We start from the raw sequence: 17,380 nt of genomic DNA on the forward strand, positions 1-17,380 counted from the left end.
AAGCATTGACGGAGAGGTTTACTCGTTATTCTGTACCGCCGCCGCGCCGCCGATGATCTCGGTGATCTCTTGGGTGATGGAACCCTGACGGGAGCGGTTGTACTCCAGCTCCAGATCGTGGATCATATCCTTGGCGCTCTTGGTGGCGGAATCCATGGCGGTCATGCGGGCGCTCTGCTCGGCGCAGAAGCTCTCGGTCATGGCACCAAAGATCATGCCGTGCATATAGATGGGGGCCGTCTGCTCGAACACCGTCCAGGCATCCGGGAACATCTCCACCTCGCCGCGGGGGTCACCCAGACCCTTGGGAGCAGGCGTGAGGTGGGCACGGTCCAGCGGCAGCAGGCGTTCCATGACCGGCTCGCTGGTCAGCGCGTTCTGGATCTTGGTGTAAACGATGTAGATCTCGTCCAGTTTGCCGGACTTGAAATCATCGATGGCATCCACCGTGATATCACGGGCGCGCTGCAGGGTGGGAGCCGTGGCACCGTAATGGAAATCCTCCACCAGACGGGGATCCTTGCGGAACAGGGCACGGTAGCCTACCTGACCGATGACATAGAACCGGTCATTCTGGTCGGCGTGCTCCCGCAGGAACTTGAGCAGGTTCTGGTTGTAGGCACCGGCCATGCCCTTGTCGGCGGTCAGCACGATGTAGGCCCGCTTGGGGTTCTCCAGATTCCGCTCGTGGAAGAAGGGGTGCACCGGCTCATCGGGCAGGTGGGGCACCACGCGGGAGATGGTATCCCGCATCCGGGTGAAGTAGGGCAGAACGTTCTGGTAGTTCTGCCGGGCCTTGCGGAGCTTGGAGGAGGAGATCAGGTACATGGCATTCGTGATCTTCATGGTATCCTGAATGCTCTCGATCCGCTCCTTGAGCAGCTTACTGGATGCCATTGCTCTCCCCTCCCGCGAATGCCTTCCACGCGGTCAGGATGGTGTCCACCTGTTCCGGGGTGATCTTGCCCGTAGACGTGATCGCGTCCATGGTGCCGGAAACATCGGCGTGGAACTGGCGCACAAAGGCATTGGTCTTTGCGCGCTGGTCAGCCAGCGGCAGGTCGTCCAGCATCCCGTGGGAAGCCAGGGTCAGCACGACCACCTGCTCGGCATCGGACTTGGGCTGGTACAGCGGCTGCTTGAGCATCTCGGTCAGGGCTTTGCCGTGTTCCAGCTGGCGGCGGGTCTCAGCGTCCAGATCAGAGCTGAACTGGGCAAAGGACTCCATATCCTTGTACTGGGCCAGCTCGATACGCAGGTTGGAATTGGCCTTTTTCATGGCCTTGGTCTGGGCAGCGCCGCCCACACGGGAGACCGACAGACCGACGTTGACGGCGGGGCGGTTGCCTGCGTTGAACAGGGCGCTTTCCAGGAAGATCTGACCATCGGTGATGGAGATGACATTGGTGGGGATGTAAGCAGAGACATCGCCCGCCTGGGTCTCGACGATGGGCAGGGCAGTGATGGAACCGCCGCCCAGATCGTCGCGCATCCGGCAGGAGCGCTCCAGCAGACGGGAATGCAGATAGAACACGTCGCCGGGGTAAGCCTCACGGCCGGGAGAGCGGCGGAGCAGCAGGGAGATGGCACGGTAGGCCACCGCATGCTTGGAAAGGTCGTCGTAGACGATCAGGACGCTCTTGCCCTTGGACATGAAATACTCGGCCAGTGCAGTGCCCGCATAGGGTGCGATGTACTGCAGGGGAGCGGAATCGGAGGCCGTGGCGGCCACGATGGTGGTGTAGCTCATGGCACCGTGCTTCTTGAGGTCCTCGGCCACGCGGGCGATGGAGGAAGCCTTCTGGCCGATGGCAACATAGATGCAGAGCACGCCGGTGTCCTTCTGGTTCAGGATGGCATCGGTGGCAATGGAGGTCTTGCCGGTCTGGCGGTCGCCGATGATCAGCTCACGCTGGCCGCGGCCGATGGGGAACATGGAGTCGATGGCCAGGATGCCGGTGTGAAGCGGGGTATCCACGCTCTGGCGCTCCAGAATGCCGGGGGCCTGCTTCTCGATGGGGTTGTAGCCTTCGGCGTTCACCGGGCCCTTGCCGTCAATGGGCTCGCCCAGCGGGTCGATGACACGGCCCAGGAAACCATCACCCACAGGGATGCCGGCGCGCTTGCCGCTGCGGGTCACCAGAGTGCCCACGCCCACGGTCTCGGCACCGTCGAACAGCATAATGCCCAGCTTGCCCGGGTCCACGCTTTCGACCATGCCCTTGGCACCGTTCTCAAAGGTGACGATCTCGCCGTAAACGGCCTTGTCCATGCCCTCCACCTGCACGATGCCATCGGCAGAGGAGATGACCACGCCGCCCTCGGCAGAGGTCTGGGCAGGCTTGTAATCCTCGATGCGGGTCTTGAGGGTGGCCAGAGAGGGCTTGCCAGCCATCATCTGGTCCAGCTGGTGGCGGCCGGAGTTGTCGAATACCCGGTCGCCCACCTGCAGCACATAGCCGGAGAGCAGGCTCTCGTCTACCGAGACATTCAGGATGACCTCAGTGGCATCATAGAGCTTCTTGACCTCGGCCTTGATGCGGGCGAGGTCCTCTTCACGGAGCTGATGTGCGGCGCGCAGGTCGGCCTTGACGATGCGGTTCTCAGAGAAGAATTCGCGGCTGAACTCAGTTGCCATGCTCAGCACCTGCTTTCTCCAGCAGATCGTCCAGCAAACGGGAATCGTCCTGCTCGGTCAGGTTCCGGCTCAGCAGCTTCTCGCACATGGCGCGGGCCAGTGCGGTGGTCTGTGCGTCGGCTTCGCGCAGCTTGTGCTGGCGCTCTGCCTCAGCAGCGGCCTTGCCCTCGGCTACAATGGCATCGGCCTGTTTCTGGGCCTCGGCCAGCAGCTGCTGCTTTGCAGTTTCGGCCTGCTGTTCGTAAGTCTCGCGGCGGGCAGCAGCCTCGGTGTCCACATTGCGCAGCTTGTCCTGCGCAGCGTTCATGGCCGCAGCGGCCTCCTTTTTGGAGGTCTCGGCGGCGTTCAGTGCGTCATCCACCTGTTTCTGACGCTGTGCGATGATCCCCATAACAGGCTTGTACAGGAATTTCCGCAGCAGCAAAAACAGAATCAGAACGTTGACGACTGTATACAGAAGATTCAGATTCAGTGTCAGCATTCGTCATGCCTCCGTTATCAACCCAGGAACAGGATGATCAGCAGTGCAACGACGAAACCGAAAATTGCAGTACCTTCGGCCAGAGCAGCACCCAGCAGCAGGTTGGTCTGGATCTTGCCGGAAGCCTCGGGCTGGCGGGAAATAGCCTCGGTTGCCTTGCCGGTTGCAATGCCGATGCCAATGCCGCCGCCAATACCAGTCAGCGCTGCAATGCCAGCGCCCAGAGCGATAAGTCCGTTCATAATTTTAATCTCCTTTTGATTTGATGATGGAAAGGGTTTACTCTTCGTCTCCCATGGTCTCCTTCATAAACAAAGAGGTAAGGAACACAAAGACGTAGGTCTGGATCAGACCATCGAACAGGTCAAAATACAGGCTGAAGATGGCAGGCACGAACACAGGCACCACCAGCTTGATCAGCTCCATAATGACAAAAGCGCCCAGCACGTTGCCGAACAGTCGCATGCACAGGCTGGTGGGCCGGATGGCCACCTCCAGCACATTCATGGGGGCCATGATGGGGGTGGGGGCAGCCAGGCTCTTGAGGAAGCCAACGCCGCCGCGTGCATGGATGCCGGCATACTCGATCAGGCAGATGCTCATCAGAGCAAGAGCCGCTGTGACGTTCAGGTCCTTTGTGGGGGGCTTGATGCCGAACACACCAATCAGGTTGGAGCAGCCGATGTACAGCGCCACGCTCATCAGATAGGGGACATAGCGCTTTCCACTTTCGCCCAGCAGGCCCACAAAGAAATCATTGATCGTAGTAACGACCGTTTCCAGGATGGCCTGCCGCTTGGTGATGTGATCCACCCGCAGATTCCGCGTCAGCAGGATGGAGACGATGACAAGAAACGCCATGATGCCCCAGCTCACGACCACGGACTCCGGAATGGAAAGCCCGAACACCGTGACCATGTCAACATTCAGCTCTTCTTTCAAAGCAGCAGTCAACGCATTCATTGATTAGCACTCTCTCCTTTCTTAATTTGTGATGGTATCATAGCACGATTTCTGCCGGTTTTACAGCCCTCCACCTAACATTCTACTTTTTGTTATATTCCATTTCTGCTTTGGATGAAAACAGTTGTGCAGATTGCAAAAAGTACAGGGGGAAAACTATGCGATTTGCACAATCTCTTTGCTGATTCTTAGCCATCTGTACCATTTTCTGGCCTTTGGATGAGGTGAAATCAACATTATTATTCACAAATTTTATAGCGGGCATATCAGATTTATATAGCTGCGTGCTCTGTGATGATACCTATTTAATATGCCGGAGCAGTGTCTGCGATGGCCCTGCACGATCTGCGGGGCAGAGCCCTTGCCCGGGGAGGTGGAGTAGTGCACCGGAAAGACGAAATTCATGTATCCCAGAAATTTGGACTTTTGATGCAAAAGTATGTCTGATTTGTTGTGCACTCTGCGAATAGACAAACTGTGCATCTTCCTGTATAATAAAGCCAGAAACCAGAGAAGTACAGCAGAAGCTCAAATGAGAGCTAACCCCGCTGACTTTAAGTAGAAAGGAGCGAGACCGATGGTTGATATGGAACCCGCACAGTTCGGACAGACTGTCGGGATTCGCTGAGAAGCAAAACAGAGGCTCTCCACAAACGGGATGTTTCCCCCGTATAACAAAACAAATCAAAGAGCCGGTCTTGAGCATCAAAAATGCGAAAACAGTACAGTCTGTCAGAATAAATCCCCTGGCAATTCAAATAGATCCGCCCGAGGTGATCTCCCATGATGAGGACAGTTACACGGATGCACCTGTTTGAATGACCAAAAAGGAGTAACTCCAATGTACTAAGCAATGGAATCCCTGGCAAATCTAACTCGAAAGAATGTGGTAATATGAAATTCATTTTCAGAATCTCGGTACCGCAGTCCAACAGTTAAGAGAAGGGTCAGTCCAATGTACTAGAGTAGTTCATCCCCTTGCACAGAACTCTTCAGTTTCAGGTAGTTTCTAAGGAGAGTCACCCTATGAAACGCATACTCCGAAAATGAGAGAACCCAAGGAGAAGAGGCTTATGACTCCGAAGAAGTAAGTATCCAGCCGGACAAGGGCTTGCAAACGCCTCGATCCGGCTGGTTTTTGTTTATGGAGTTTTTACGGAGGTACCCCCGCATGAAATTTGACACATCCCTTTTGCTGAACCTGTTTGCTGCCGCTGCCATGCTGGTAATGGGCTTTCGCAGTTTTTCCAAAAAGCACCAGATGAAGTTCAGCGATGACGAAGAGCGGGCTATGTGGGAGAAAAAGTTCGGTGTGTTCTATTTCTTTAATGCCGTTGTGTTTGCGGCTTCGCCGTTTTTGCCCCACACTTCCATTGGCGGCAGCCGCCTGCTCTCTATCGGCATTGCTGCGGACACCGTGTTCCTGCTGATGTACCACGCTTGGAAAAAAGGCCGGGAAGACGACTGAACCGTTTCAAAAAGCATTGCACCTCCTGCATTTCTCTGCTACAATGGAGAAAACGCAGGAGGTATTTTTATGGTCAAGCATATCATTCTCTGGCAGCTCAAGGACGAGCTTTCTGCCGCCGAAAAGGCAGAGATCAAGGCGAACATCAAATCCGGGCTGGAGGGCCTGGCAGGGCAGATCCCGGGCCTTGTGGAGGTGCATGTGAACATCAACGGCCTGCCCTCTTCCAACGCAGACCTGATGCTGGACACCACCTTTACCGATGCCGCTGCCCTCAAGGGCTACTCCACCCACCCCGCCCATGTGGCTGTGGCCGATGGCAAGGTGCGCCCCTACACCAAGACCCGTGTCTGCCTGGATTTTGAAGTGTAACGGAACATGCAAAAAGAACACCCCCTCTGCGGCGCAGCTTCAGAAACTGCCATGCAGAGGGGGTGTATTTTGTGTTATGAGCAGATGGAACGCTTAGCGAGCGTCACGGTTTGCCTCGTACTCGTCCATGGAGATGTAGTGGTCGAGGACGTGGATACCCTTCAGGCGCTTGTTGGAGAAGCCGATGGAAGCGTACTGGCCCTCCCAGTAGTTCAGGCGGGTCGCCAGATAGGCGGGCACGCTCATGCCGCGCGGAATGACCAGTGCGTTGGTGATGAGCAGAGCCTCGGCATCGGCAAAGGCCTTGTAGCGGGCATCGATGTCATCGGTGATCTGCTTTGCGGCCTCGATGGCGTTCATGTAGGCCATGACAGCATCTGCGGTCTCGCCGGTGATGAAGCCGTCTTCCACGCCGGTGCGCAGGTAAGCATAGCGCATTCCACGGGAATCCTTAGCCTGATAGAACGGGTCAGTCTCGGTCTCGGGGTCGGAGTAGTCAGCGCCCCAGTTGCAGAGCAGGAACTCGAACTTGCCGTTGCGGCGCACAGCAGACAGGAAGCTGTCGGAGGGGCCGGCGGTGATGATGATGTCGATGAAGTCGGTGCCGTCGTTCAGCACACCCTCCAGCTGCTGCTTGAGCACCTGGCACTGCTTGTCCCAGTCGGTGGAGGAGGGGTTGTAGGGCAGCTGCACCTTGATGGGGAAGGTGACCCCCTGTGCGGTCAGCTCCTCAATGGCGGCATCACGGTACTCCTTGGCCTTGGCCTCGTCAAAGAACTCGGTCAGGTCGGCCAGGCCGCCGCACTTGGTGTAGTCCACGCCATCGGTGGTGGCGCAGAAGTTCGGGGGAGTGATGGTGTTCAGCTTGTAGCTGTCGTAGGCCAGAGGTGCGCTGACAGCCAGCGTAACAGCGTTGTTGATGCCGTACAGGAAGGCCTTGCGAAAGTTGGTGTTGTTGATGGCCTTGGCCCAGTTCTCGGGCTCGTATTCTGCATCCACACCCTCAACGCTCCAGTTGGAGAACTCGTGTGCAAAAGGCATGAAGTTGAACATGTAGAAGTAGGTGTAGTTGGTGTTGGGACGATCCATGGAGACCATGTCCTTGGTGGTATCGTCGGCCAGCCAGCTGTCCAGAATATCGGAGCCGATGGTGGCTTCGTCGATCTCGCCGCGCTTGATCATCTCGGGGCCGTTCACGGCAGCCTCGGCGTTGTAAATGCGGCTGATGGTGTCGATAAAGACATTGTCCGCATCGTAGTTCTCGGGGTTCTTCTTCATGATCCAGGTTTCCAGAGACTCGTAATCAGACAGGTAGAACGCACCGCAGCTGTACAGGGTCTCGGCGCTGGTGGCATACTGGTCGCCCATCTCGCTCAGCAGGGGGCCGTAGGCGGGCTCATAGGGCAGGTAGCACAGCAGGCTCAGGAAGCCGGGGAAATCGTAAGTCAGGGTGTAGGTCAGGGTGTGGTCATCCACAGCGGTCACGCCCACGGAATCAAAGTCCACGGGGGCGTAGGTGGAAGCGGTGCCGTCTGCTGCAGTCACGGTCACGTTGCCGCTGCCATCGGTGACATAGGTGGTGCCGTCATCGTCCACAGTGCCGTTCTCGGCATTGGTCAGGTAGACGTGATAGTTGTAGTAATCATCCGCACCGGCGATGTAGGCGGTGACCAGGCCCACGTTGGAGGAGGCGTAATCCGGGGTCAGCACATACTGCAGGGCATCCACAAAGTCCTGTGCGGTCACGGGGGCAACGACTTCGCCGTTGTTGTCCACCCAGTTCTCCTCGCGCAGGGTGAAGGTCCAGGTCAGGGTGTCGGCATCCCACTCCCACTTGGTGGCCAGGCCCTCGCGCATCACGCCCTTGTTGTCGTACTCGACCAGGGTGTCCACACAGTTTGCACCCACGACCATTTCCAGGTCGGTGGCGGTGGTCAGATAGTTCAGGGTCGCAGGCTGGCTGGAATAAAGCACGGTGTACTTGCTGGTATCCGCACCGGAAGCAGAGCCGGAGGAGCTGCCGCCGCTCTTGCCGCCGCAGCTGGACAGCAGACCGGCGGCGCAGGCACCTGCGGCTGCCAGGCCGCTTGCCTTGAGGAACTGACGACGAGAAATAGACTGTTTCATAATGAAATTCCCTCTTTTCTTCGTGTTGAAGTCTGGTTGCCGCCCAAAGCCGACAGGCCCGCTGTTTCCCGGCAGCGGGAAGCAAAAAAGCGTAACGGAAACACATCCGTTACGCCTTTGTAACTTGTCCTTCCGACCACAGCTGGGTGGTTAAGAAGAATTATAGCATTATTTTGGGGTTGCGTCAATGGGAAACATGCTCGCCCTCTCAGTCATTGCTCGGCAATGCCAGCTCTCCCAAAGGGAGAGCCTTTGGCAAACTGGGAAAGCAAGTTTTATTCATTTACAGTGGAAGTGACCGGAACGCCAGGGGCTCCCCCTTCGGGGGAGCTGCCGCCGATAGGCGGCTGAGAGGGTGAGGCATTTTTAATTTCTTCTGCCAGCTCCTTTGCGGCCGCCTCCGCGGCCTTTTTGGCCTCGCGCTCGGCCTGACGCTCCTTGGCGCGGGCCACAGCCTCCTCCTGACGCTTTTTGGTGCGCAGCTTGATGCGGCAGACCGAGCAGATGCCGTCTGCGCAGTTGGGCGCAATGGGCTTGCCGCATTCTTTGCAGAGGGTCTTGGTGCACTTATAGACACTGACGGGGCCAAGGCTGGTGAGCTGGCGCAGCTTCAGGCCGTCCAGACCGCCGTTGGAGCAGGCGGCAACGCAGACCCCGCACTCGCTGCACTTCCACGGCGTGATCACCGCGCGGGTCTGGCCGTCGGGCAGGTCCTCAAACTTGATGGCACCGCTGCGGCAGCTCTTCTCACACCGGCCGCAGGCAAAGCACTTCTGGGTGAAGTTGGGCAGGTGGTAGCCATAGCGCAGGGGCGTTTCGGACACTGCCTTGAGCTGCTTGGTGTACTGGTGGAGCAGCAGCCGGAAATCCTGGCAGCTCTCGTCCTCGCTGCGCAGGCCGGGCAGCATCCGCAGCAGCTGCTTGGTACCCTTTTTGGAGCCGGAGGTCACCTGTTCCATCATCTCACGGCGGGAATACTCCTTGACGTGGAAGGGGGCATCGTCCAGCTCGTATGCCAGCGTGAACCGGGCCTCGAACAGGGGCTGGCCGAAGAACTCCACCAGCCGGGTCAGAACGGCACGCAGATGCTCGGCACAGACATCGTTCTCGCACTCGCCGCAGGGGGTCAGGTCGAGGACGATCCTCTTGTTCAGGGCAAGGTAGGCCAGCGCTTCCCACGAATAGGCCGAGACGCAGGTGCGCACCACGGTGTTCTTGCGGGTGGATTTCTCGCAGCCGATCCAGATGGTGTCGCCATCGCTGTCGGCAGGGGAGATATCCCGCTGCACCTGCTCCGGCGAGGGGGCAATGCAGCCCGACCGGCAGGCCGAGACGCACAGGCCGCAGTCGGTGCAGGGATCCCAGTCCTTGACAAGGTTGGGGCGGGTGAAGATCTCATCGCCATAGGGGCAGATGTCCTTACAGGCTGTGCAGGGGGTGCGGTGGGGGTGCAGGTTCCAGCACTGCTTGCGGTTCACCTCGGGGTGGGTGGTCTTCATCAGCGCATCCATGGCGTAGCGCGTAAAGATACTCATAGGATCACTCCTTTTCAGGGTCCATCACAGTGGTGATGTCGGCGTTGTCCAGCAGGAAACGCTGGACTTTCTGTGCAACCAGTGCGGCGGCAAGGGTGTCCGGGCTCAGCACCCGGCGGATGTCGGCCTCCGGGGTGTCCTGCAGCTGGGACAGGCGGCGGTACTCGTTGTTGACCTCCAGCGTGCTCACGGTGATGTTCTCGGCCTCGGCAATGGAGCGGGAGGCCAGCATGGAGCGCAGGTTCCGCTCGGCAGCGTCACGGTAGCCTGCCCGCAGGGCGGCAGCGGTGGTGTGGCTGTTCTTGCAGTGCTTTTCCAGGGTGATGTTGCTGCGGGAGAGCCGCTGCTCCAGCATCCGCATCTCGTTGTCGGCGGTGCGGTCCAGCATGGCTTCGGGCAGATCCACGGTCAGGTTGGCACCGGCCTTTGCCAGCAGCTCCTGCCCGGCGGCGCGGTCGGCGGCATCTTCGTGGATCTTCCGCTTTTTGGCCCGCACGGCCTCGCGCATGGCGGCAAGGTCTGCATAGCCCTGTGCCCGGGCAAATTCCTCGTTCAGCTCCGGGGTGGTCTTTTCGGCCACGGAGTGCAGCTTGATCTCAAACTGCGCGGTCTTGCCGGAGAGCTCCTCCACCCGGAACTGCTCCGGGTAAGTGAAATCGAAGCGGAAGGTCTCGCCAGCGGTGTGGCCGTAGATGGCATCTTCGGCGGCGGGCATCAGCTTGCCGTCCCCCAGAACCACCATCACCTTTTCCATCCGGCTGTCGGGGATCTCCTCCCCGTCCATGAAGCCGACAAAATCCAGCAGGACCCGGCTGCCGCGCTTGGCGGGGGCGGTGGAGTTGTGGTAGACGGAGCGCATCCGGGTCTGGTGGACCATCTCCTGGTCAATGGTCTTTTCGGAAAGCGGCCGCACATGGCGGGTGACAGCCAGCCCCTTGTACTGACCTAATTTTACTTCTGGTAGATTTTTTGCGTTGTTGGACATATCGTTTTACTCTCCTTTTATAAACCATGAACAGCCAGCCAGTTTTCCGCAACTGCGGAAAACATTTCTGGGTATTTGGCGTTTTCAGCATCAAATTCATGGAGATAGGTCTCCACTTCCTCACGTGTCACGGGAGTGGTGCGTTCCCAGATCGTGAACACCGTGCCGTTGCCCATATCGAAGGTCGCAACTTGCTGGTGGGTAGTCTCTCTCAGCTGAAGAAAAACGGCGTTGAACCGGTGGCCCAGTTCCGTGTCCGGAGCCAGTGAGAGGGGGAACGGGTCTGCAGTTACCACATATCTGGCATCAAAGAAACCGGTGGGGAAATAGTGGGTGCCCGGCACCGAGAAGCTGTCCGGCAACTTGCCGTCCAGTGCATGGTTGGGCAGGTCACAGTTCCGCAGGTGGCCGGGATTGTAGAGCATGTCATCCGGGATCATATAGGCGACCTCGCCCTCCCCCAGATGTTCAACCAGCCATTGTGCCATGGCCTGGATCTGCGGTTTGTCCTTGCGGTCATAGGTCAGCTCGTCCAGCCGCTGATACTCAGCAAGGTCTGCCGGGTGGAACGCATGGATAACGAACTCTGGCAAGGCCATGACAGTGAGCGGGGAGCACCGCACCGACACGGCGAACAACAGTGTAAAGACCCAGAAACAAAGCTTTGGTATTTTGAAATGCTCGATACTCTCTGCCAGACCCGCCGCACCGCAGAGAAACAGAATGACATAGGCGGGCACGTACAGCAGCATCTGGTGGGAGCCGGAATTCTGCACTCGGGTAAACAAGAGCATACTGAGCATCAGCTCACACAGCGCCAACACAGGCAGGCTGGGCTTTTTCCGCTTGACGCAGAGCCACAAACCAAACAGGATCAAAATAAGGTTCAGCAGGCCGGTGCGCATGGCATGATAATAGAGCTCTACTGCAATGCCGCCGACATTATAGTACGAGTAGCGGTCGGAGTAGTTAAAAGCCAGGATCTTGCTGACCATGGGCCAGAGCAGAACCACCATTGCTGCCATGGCGCAGACACCAAACAGGATGAGGTTGCGTACTCGGCGCAGGGCAAGGCCCTTTTGGCCCTGTTTTGCGAGCTTTGCACTGCTTACAAAGAGCAGAAGCGCATAGGAAAAATAATAGCCCACCACAAAATATAAGTACCAGCGGCGGCTCAGGATAATCGCGGCCGTTGCCAAGAAGATGAGCACGAACCGCCCCGGCTCCAGCTTTTCAAAACGGTAGTCCAATGTGAGGAGCAGAATGGCAAAAGCGAAGATCAGACCGAACCAGTCCGGCTGTGCCAGCATAGCGCTCATTCGCAGGAACGGATAGGTCAGCACCCAGGAAAAGCCGATGATAAAATACCAGAACTTATTCTTGACCTCCAGAATCTGCCCGATTTTGATCGTGAGACCAGCCAGCATCAGCATAAGGCTGGGGAGCACACAGAAAACCTGTGCAAAAGCGTAGCTGTCACCCGTTTTTGCGGTGAGGCAGAATGGGAACTCGGTGAACAGAGTGATGAAATTGGTGTAATCTTCAGAAAATGTGCTTATGATATACTTAAAACCGGCCACCGGACCCAGCGCAAAAGCCGCTTCGGTATTGAACTGCTTCTGAATGTAGTTCACATAATCCCAGGCGTAAATGAACTGCCGCCGATCCAGCGCCCAATAGAAGTAGAGCACAGCTCCGGCCCAGAAGGCGATGATGACCGCACGGTGGAAAAAGTCCAGCTCCACACCGGCAGTGTGCAGCACCCACAGCGCGCAGTAGAACAGCACACAGCTGCACCACAGGCTCACCAGCGGGAAGAACGCCGCTGCAGTGGGGAACAGCAGACCCACCAGCACCAGCAGGAGTGCTCCGGCACCCAGCCCGATGCCGCCTTTTGCCCAGGGCGAAAGGGTCTTCTTTTCAGAAAGTATCGTTGACATTGTACATGCTCCTCGGTTTTGAACCACAATATTACAGCTTACAGTATAATGGTTCCGGGCGGCGCAGGCAAGGGGGCAGCCCCCCGGAAGATAAAATATCCCGCCTGCATTTCAGCAGACGGGATATTTTGAATGCGATATTACTTTTTGGAATTCTGCTTTGCCGCGATGGTGGCCTTGCGCTTCTGGGCGGCGGCCTTGCGGGCAGAGGCTTGTGCGGCTTCCGGGTGGGGAGCCTCCGGCGTGATGCGGTACATCCGGCTGCCCATGGCGGGCAGATCCACGCTCAGGGTGTAGTCCCGGCCGTACACGCCGCCATCGGTGGTGTGCAGGTGTCTGGTGCGGCTGCGGTCCGCACCGTTCCAGCAGGCAGCCTCGCTGTTCAGCAGCTCATCGGCGGCGCAGGGGTACTGGAAGTAGAGCGGGAACTTTTTGTGGGCGGTATTCTGGGTGTTCATCACACAGAGGATGGTCTGGCCCGCGCCCTTCCGCAGCCAGGCGTACACGCCCTCGTCCCGGCTCTCGCAGGCGATCCACTCAAAGCAGTTCGGGTTGTATTCGCCATCGTAGAGGGCGGGCTCGGTGGCATACAGGCGGCCCAGCTCGGCAAAATATTTCTGGAAGCTGTCGTGGAAGGGATACTTCATCAGGCCCCAGTCCAGCTCCTTTTTCTCATCCCACTCCCGGAAATGCCCCAGCTCATTGCCCATAAAGTTCAGCTTTTTGCCCGGGTGGGTGTACATGTAGAAGTAAAGGGTGCGCAGCTGGGCGCATTTTTCCTCGTAGGTGCCCCACAGCTTATCAATGATGGTCTTTTTGCCGTGCACCACCTCGTCGTGACTGAGTGCCAGCAGGTACAGCTCGTTGTAGAAATACTGCATACTGAAGGTCAGTTTGTGGTAGGCATCGGGCCGTTCACCAAAGGGCGTGGCAAAATAATCCAGCGTGTCGTGCATCCAGCCCATGTCCCACTTATAATCGAAACCGATGCCGTCGTAGCGGGTGGGGGCGGTGACCTTGAGGAAGTTGGTGGAGTCCTCGGCGGTGTAGATACCGGTGGGCCAGCGCTCGTTCAGGCCGTGGTTCAGGTTCCGCAGGAAGGTAACAGCACCCTCGTTCACGCCGCGGTTGGGGTCGCCCTGCCAGTAAAGGGCGCGTGAGATGGCATCCATCCGGATGCCATCGCAGTGGTACACATCCATCCAAAGGGCAGCGGCGCTGTTCAGGAAGCTGCACACCTCCCGCCGGTAATAGTTGAAGTTGCAGGTGCCCCACTCGCTGTGGCCCACATCGCTGTCGTACTCGTAGAGGTGGGTGCCGTCAAAGTTGGCGAGCGCGTCGCCGTTGGCGGCAAAGTGGACGGGCACAAAGTCCATGATGACACCAATGCCCATCCGGTGGCAGGCGTTGACAAAGGCCGCAAAGTCGGCGGGGTCGCCGTAGCGGCTGGTGACAGAGAAGTAACCGGTGGTCTGGTAGCCCCAGCTGCCGTCAAAGGGATGCTCTGCCAGCGGCAGCAGCTCCACATGGGTGAAGCGGTGATCCAGCAGCCAGGGAATCAGCTCCCGGGCCAGCTCCCGGTAATTGTACCAGCCGTCCGAGCCGTCCTCGCGGGTGGCGTTGGGCTTGTGCTTCCAGCTGCCTGCATGGAGCTCGTAGATGTTCAGGGGCAGGTTGCGGCACTTGTCCCGACGCTCCATCCAGCTGGAATCGTCAAAGGCAAAGTCCATCCGGGCCAGCCTGCTGGCCGTGCCGGGCCGCAGCTCAGTGGAAAAGGCGTAGGGGTCAGCCCGCATCACGGTGCTGCCATCCTTGCCGTGGATGCGGTATTTGTACAGCTCTCCCTCGGCAAGGCCGGGCACAAAGCCGCTCCACACGCCGGTGTCGGCCTTCTGCATGGGAACGCCCGGCCCCCAGCCGTCAAAGCCGCCGCAGATCTCCACAGCCACAGCCCCCGGGGCCCACACGGCAAACCGCCAGCCCTCCTGCCCAAAGTCATCCCGGCAGGGGTGCGCGCCCAGCACACGGTAGGCATCAAAGCATTCGCCCGCAAAGAACGAGCGGTCGATGGTGGGAAAATTCATGCAGATTTCTCCTTTTCTCAACGGGATACACCCGGTCATATTTACCAATAATTTTTGATCAAAATCGTCACACTTGCTGATTTTAACAGAGACTATGCAGAAAATTTATCAAACATCCACACAATTGGTGGAGTTTGTGGTATACTGAGCCTGCCGCTGCTGGGCGGCAGAAGAAATGATATGGGAGAGAGTAACTATGGCATGGTATGATACCGCAGTTTTTTATCACATTTATCCGCTGGGCCTGTGCGGCTGTGCGCACGAAAACGATGGCCAGCCCACACCGGGCGCGTTCGCAAAGCTGAACGCCTGGGCCGAGCACGCCTCCAAAGACCTGGGCTGCACGGCCATTTATATCGGCCCGCTGTTCGAGAGCGGCTCCCACGGCTATGATACCATCGATTACCGCCGGGTGGACCGCCGCCTGGGCACCAACGAGGAGTTCAGGGAGTTCGTGGCCAACTGCCACGCCCGGGGCCAGAAGGTCATTGTGGACGGTGTGTTCAACCATGTGGGCCGGGATTTCTTTGCCTTCAAAGACCTGCAGGCCAACCGCGAGAATTCCCGCTATAAGGACTGGTTCTGCGATGTGAACTTCTGGGGCAACAACGAGTACAACGACGGCTTTTCTTATGGCAACTGGGGCGGCTTCAACCTGCTGGTCAAGCTGAACCAGCGCAACCCCGAGGTGCAGAACTACCATTATGATACCATCCGCTTCTGGGTCGATGCATTCGACATTGACGGCATCCGGCTGGATGCCGCGGATGTGCTGGACTTCGACTTTATGAAGGGCCTGCGCCGCCTTGCCAACGAGGTCAAGCCTGAGTTCTGGCTGATGGGCGAGGTCATCCACGGCGATTACAGCCGCTGGGCCAACCCTGAAATGCTCCATTCCGTTACTAACTATGAGCTGCACAAGGGCCTGTGGAGCGGCCACAACGACCACAACTATTTTGAGATCGCACACACCATGCGCCGCCTGCAGGGGCTCTGCCACGACACCCGGCTTTATACCTTCTCGGACAACCACGATGTGGAGCGCCTGCCCAATAAGCTGCGGAACAAGGCGCACATCCGGCACATTGCAATTCTAGTATACACGCTTTGGGGCATTCCGTCCATCTACTACGGCTCCGAATTTGGCATCGAGGGCAAAAAGGAGTGGGGCAGTGACTGGCCCCTGCGCCCCTGCCTGGAGCTGGACAAATTCCGGGATGACCTGACCACCAACCCCGTCACCAGTGTGTACGCCGCATTGGGCAGGCTGAAGGCCGAATACCCGGCCCTGAGCTGGGGCGAGGTGAAGGAGCTCCAGCTGACCACCCAGTGCTATGCCTTTGCCCGGGTGCTGGATGGAAAAGCCCTCGTGGCCGTATTCAACAACGGCGACGGCCCGGCGGAGATGGAATTCCAGCTGCCGGTGGAGGCCAACGCTGCAACGGACCTGCTGGCCGATACCGTGGGCGCTGAGAATGTGATGGTCAGCCTTGCATCTGGCCGGATGAAGGTCCAGCTGCCCTCCAATTACGCCACGGTCCTGCGTCTGGATTGACAGGACACCTGTCATGCACTATTATAATAGGGAAAAATGCTGACAGGGGGAACAACAATGAACGCAGCACAGCGCCGGGAAAAGATCTTGCAACAGCTCCATGGGGCCAGCGCACCCATCAGTGCCAGTGCACTGGCCGCAAAGCTGGGGGTCAGCCGCCAGATCGTGGTGGGGGACGTGGCCCTTCTGCGGGCAGGCGGGGCCGAAATCGAGGCCACCCCGCGCGGGTATCAGTTCCACCCGACCCCCGGCGGCTACACCGGCATCCTGGCCTGTGTGCACAGAACCGCCGATGAGATGCGCACCGAGCTTTATACGGTGGTGGATCAGGGAGGCGTGGTGGTCGATGTGGCGGTGGAAAACCCGCTTTACGGCGAGCTGCGGGGCAACCTGAACCTCGCCAGCCGATACGATGTGGACACCTTTATCACCCAGGCAGCCAATACCCCGGAGTGCCTGCTCAGCCGGATGACCGGCGGCGTGCACCTGCACACCCTCCGCTGCCCGGATGAAGAAACATTCCAGAGGATCGAAGCCGCATTGAGAGAGAAAGGGATTCTCTATTGATATTGTAAGAAAACTCGAACAAACTGTCTATCCCCGAAAAACGAAAAGCGTTGGATATCCAACGAAACAATGAAAGTGGTGGATTATTTTGGACATCCGCATTGAAAAGACTGACCGCGCCATCGAAAAGGCATTCATGGAGCTGCGTGCCCGCCAGCCGCTGGAGAAGATCAGGATCAAAGACCTGTGCACACTGGCCAAGGTGAACAAATCCACCTTTTATGCCCACTATGAGGATATCTATGAGCTGTCCAGCCGGTTGGAAAACAAGCTCATCCATGTCATTCTGGACAGTGTGCCCAATGTGGGGCTTACCGCTGCACACACAGAGCAGCTGACCCGTGAACTGTTCCATGCCTTTGTTCAGAACCAGGAGGCGGTGAATATCCTTTTCTCCGGGGCAAGGCAGGGAATCTTTGCCAACTGCATTGAAAAGGGTCTGCGAGACCGTCTGGCGGCCAAAGACCCCACCTTTGCAGCGGACCCCGACCGGGGCATCCTGCTTTCGTTCTGCGTGCAGGGCTGCTTCTATGCCTTTGCCAACAACAGCGGCCAGATGGATGTGGAACATCTGGTCGATCTACTGGCTGTGATCGCCAAAGCGGCGCAAAGCCTGAACCGATGACAGAATCGTAATAATGAGAAAGGCTCCTGCTTTCGCAGGA

At 58.0% G+C, this 17,380-nt stretch carries 16 protein-coding genes; 6 read left to right on the top strand and 10 right to left on the bottom strand.

Annotation, left to right across the window (positions count from 1 at the left end):
* Window positions 1-18: 18 nt before the first annotated feature.
* The 5 genes from atpG to MTP42_RS04035 are packed head-to-tail and all read right to left on the bottom strand — an operon-like array spanning window position 19 to window position 4,082.
* Window positions 19-897, bottom strand: coding sequence for an ATP synthase F1 subunit gamma (atpG, locus tag MTP42_RS04015; RefSeq protein ID WP_156068916.1), 879 nt, complete (start codon window positions 895-897; stop codon window positions 19-21).
* Window positions 884-2,638 (bottom strand): F0F1 ATP synthase subunit alpha, encoded by a 1,755-nt coding sequence (gene atpA, locus MTP42_RS04020; RefSeq protein WP_249258023.1) that lies wholly within the window; start codon window positions 2,636-2,638, stop codon window positions 884-886. Before atpA ends, atpG begins: the two co-directional genes overlap by 14 nt.
* Window positions 2,628-3,119 (bottom strand): F0F1 ATP synthase subunit B, encoded by a 492-nt coding sequence (gene atpF, locus MTP42_RS04025; RefSeq protein WP_005933084.1) that lies wholly within the window; start codon window positions 3,117-3,119, stop codon window positions 2,628-2,630. The genes atpA and atpF overlap by 11 nt, the downstream gene beginning before the upstream one ends.
* A 17-nt stretch (window positions 3,120-3,136) precedes the next feature.
* Complete coding sequence (gene atpE / locus MTP42_RS04030) at window positions 3,137-3,361, bottom strand: ATP synthase F0 subunit C (protein WP_005933085.1); 225 nt, start codon at window positions 3,359-3,361, stop codon at window positions 3,137-3,139.
* 37 nt (window positions 3,362-3,398) lie between these two features.
* A complete protein-coding gene (locus MTP42_RS04035; protein WP_156059482.1) occupies window positions 3,399-4,082 on the bottom strand; it encodes a F0F1 ATP synthase subunit A in 684 nt (227 codons plus the stop codon).
* 1,171 nt (window positions 4,083-5,253) lie between these two features.
* Here MTP42_RS04035 and MTP42_RS04040 point away from each other — a divergent pair.
* Together MTP42_RS04040 and MTP42_RS04045 are read left to right on the top strand one after the other, a co-directional pair.
* Window positions 5,254-5,550 (top strand): hypothetical protein, encoded by a 297-nt coding sequence (locus MTP42_RS04040; protein WP_097772539.1) that lies wholly within the window; start codon window positions 5,254-5,256, stop codon window positions 5,548-5,550.
* Between the two features lie 69 nt (window positions 5,551-5,619).
* Window positions 5,620-5,922 carry a Dabb family protein gene (locus MTP42_RS04045; RefSeq protein ID WP_097772538.1) on the top strand — a complete coding sequence of 101 codons (303 nt, stop codon included), beginning with the start codon at window positions 5,620-5,622 and terminating at the stop codon, window positions 5,920-5,922.
* A 93-nt stretch (window positions 5,923-6,015) separates the two neighbouring features.
* On the opposite strand, the gene MTP42_RS04050 is transcribed toward MTP42_RS04045, so the two are convergent.
* The 5 genes from MTP42_RS04050 to glgB form a co-directional block, all read right to left on the bottom strand.
* Window positions 6,016-8,049, bottom strand: a complete 2,034-nt coding sequence (locus tag MTP42_RS04050; RefSeq protein ID WP_097772537.1) for an ABC transporter substrate-binding protein — start codon at window positions 8,047-8,049, stop codon at window positions 6,016-6,018.
* Window positions 8,050-8,324: 275 nt separating this feature from the next.
* Window positions 8,325-9,584, bottom strand: a complete 1,260-nt coding sequence (locus tag MTP42_RS04055; protein ID WP_097772536.1) for a 4Fe-4S dicluster domain-containing protein — start codon at window positions 9,582-9,584, stop codon at window positions 8,325-8,327.
* Window positions 9,585-9,588: 4 nt separating this feature from the next.
* Complete coding sequence (gene tig, locus MTP42_RS04060; protein ID WP_005933098.1) at window positions 9,589-10,569, bottom strand: trigger factor; 981 nt, start codon at window positions 10,567-10,569, stop codon at window positions 9,589-9,591.
* A 17-nt stretch (window positions 10,570-10,586) separates the two neighbouring features.
* On the bottom strand, window positions 10,587-12,509 hold the full coding sequence (locus MTP42_RS04065; RefSeq protein ID WP_249258024.1) for a hypothetical protein: 1,923 nt from the start codon (window positions 12,507-12,509) through the stop codon (window positions 10,587-10,589).
* Between the two features lie 140 nt (window positions 12,510-12,649).
* On the bottom strand, window positions 12,650-14,593 hold the full coding sequence (gene glgB / locus MTP42_RS04070; protein WP_005933102.1) for a 1,4-alpha-glucan branching protein GlgB: 1,944 nt from the start codon (window positions 14,591-14,593) through the stop codon (window positions 12,650-12,652).
* A 54-nt stretch (window positions 14,594-14,647) separates the two neighbouring features.
* Between glgB and MTP42_RS04075 the strand changes: the two genes are divergently transcribed.
* The 4 genes from MTP42_RS04075 (at window position 14,648) to MTP42_RS04090 (ending at window position 17,340) form a co-directional block, all read left to right on the top strand.
* Complete coding sequence (locus tag MTP42_RS04075; RefSeq protein WP_156061959.1) at window positions 14,648-14,803, top strand: hypothetical protein; 156 nt, start codon at window positions 14,648-14,650, stop codon at window positions 14,801-14,803.
* Window positions 14,790-16,148, top strand: coding sequence for an alpha-amylase family glycosyl hydrolase (locus tag MTP42_RS04080; protein WP_215697076.1), 1,359 nt, complete (start codon window positions 14,790-14,792; stop codon window positions 16,146-16,148). Before MTP42_RS04075 ends, MTP42_RS04080 begins: the two co-directional genes overlap by 14 nt.
* Before the next feature lie 57 nt (window positions 16,149-16,205).
* Window positions 16,206-16,715, top strand: coding sequence for a transcription repressor NadR (locus MTP42_RS04085; protein ID WP_005933106.1), 510 nt, complete (start codon window positions 16,206-16,208; stop codon window positions 16,713-16,715).
* Between the two features lie 88 nt (window positions 16,716-16,803).
* Entirely contained in the window at window positions 16,804-17,340 is a 537-nt protein-coding gene (locus tag MTP42_RS04090) for a TetR/AcrR family transcriptional regulator (RefSeq protein ID WP_097770970.1), read from the top strand.
* The last annotated feature ends 40 nt before the right edge of the window (window positions 17,341-17,380 follow it).

Origin of the sequence: Faecalibacterium sp. I2-3-92 (genome assembly GCF_023347315.1) — a bacterium.
GTDB classification, from domain to species: Bacteria; Bacillota; Clostridia; order Oscillospirales; family Ruminococcaceae; genus Faecalibacterium; species Faecalibacterium duncaniae.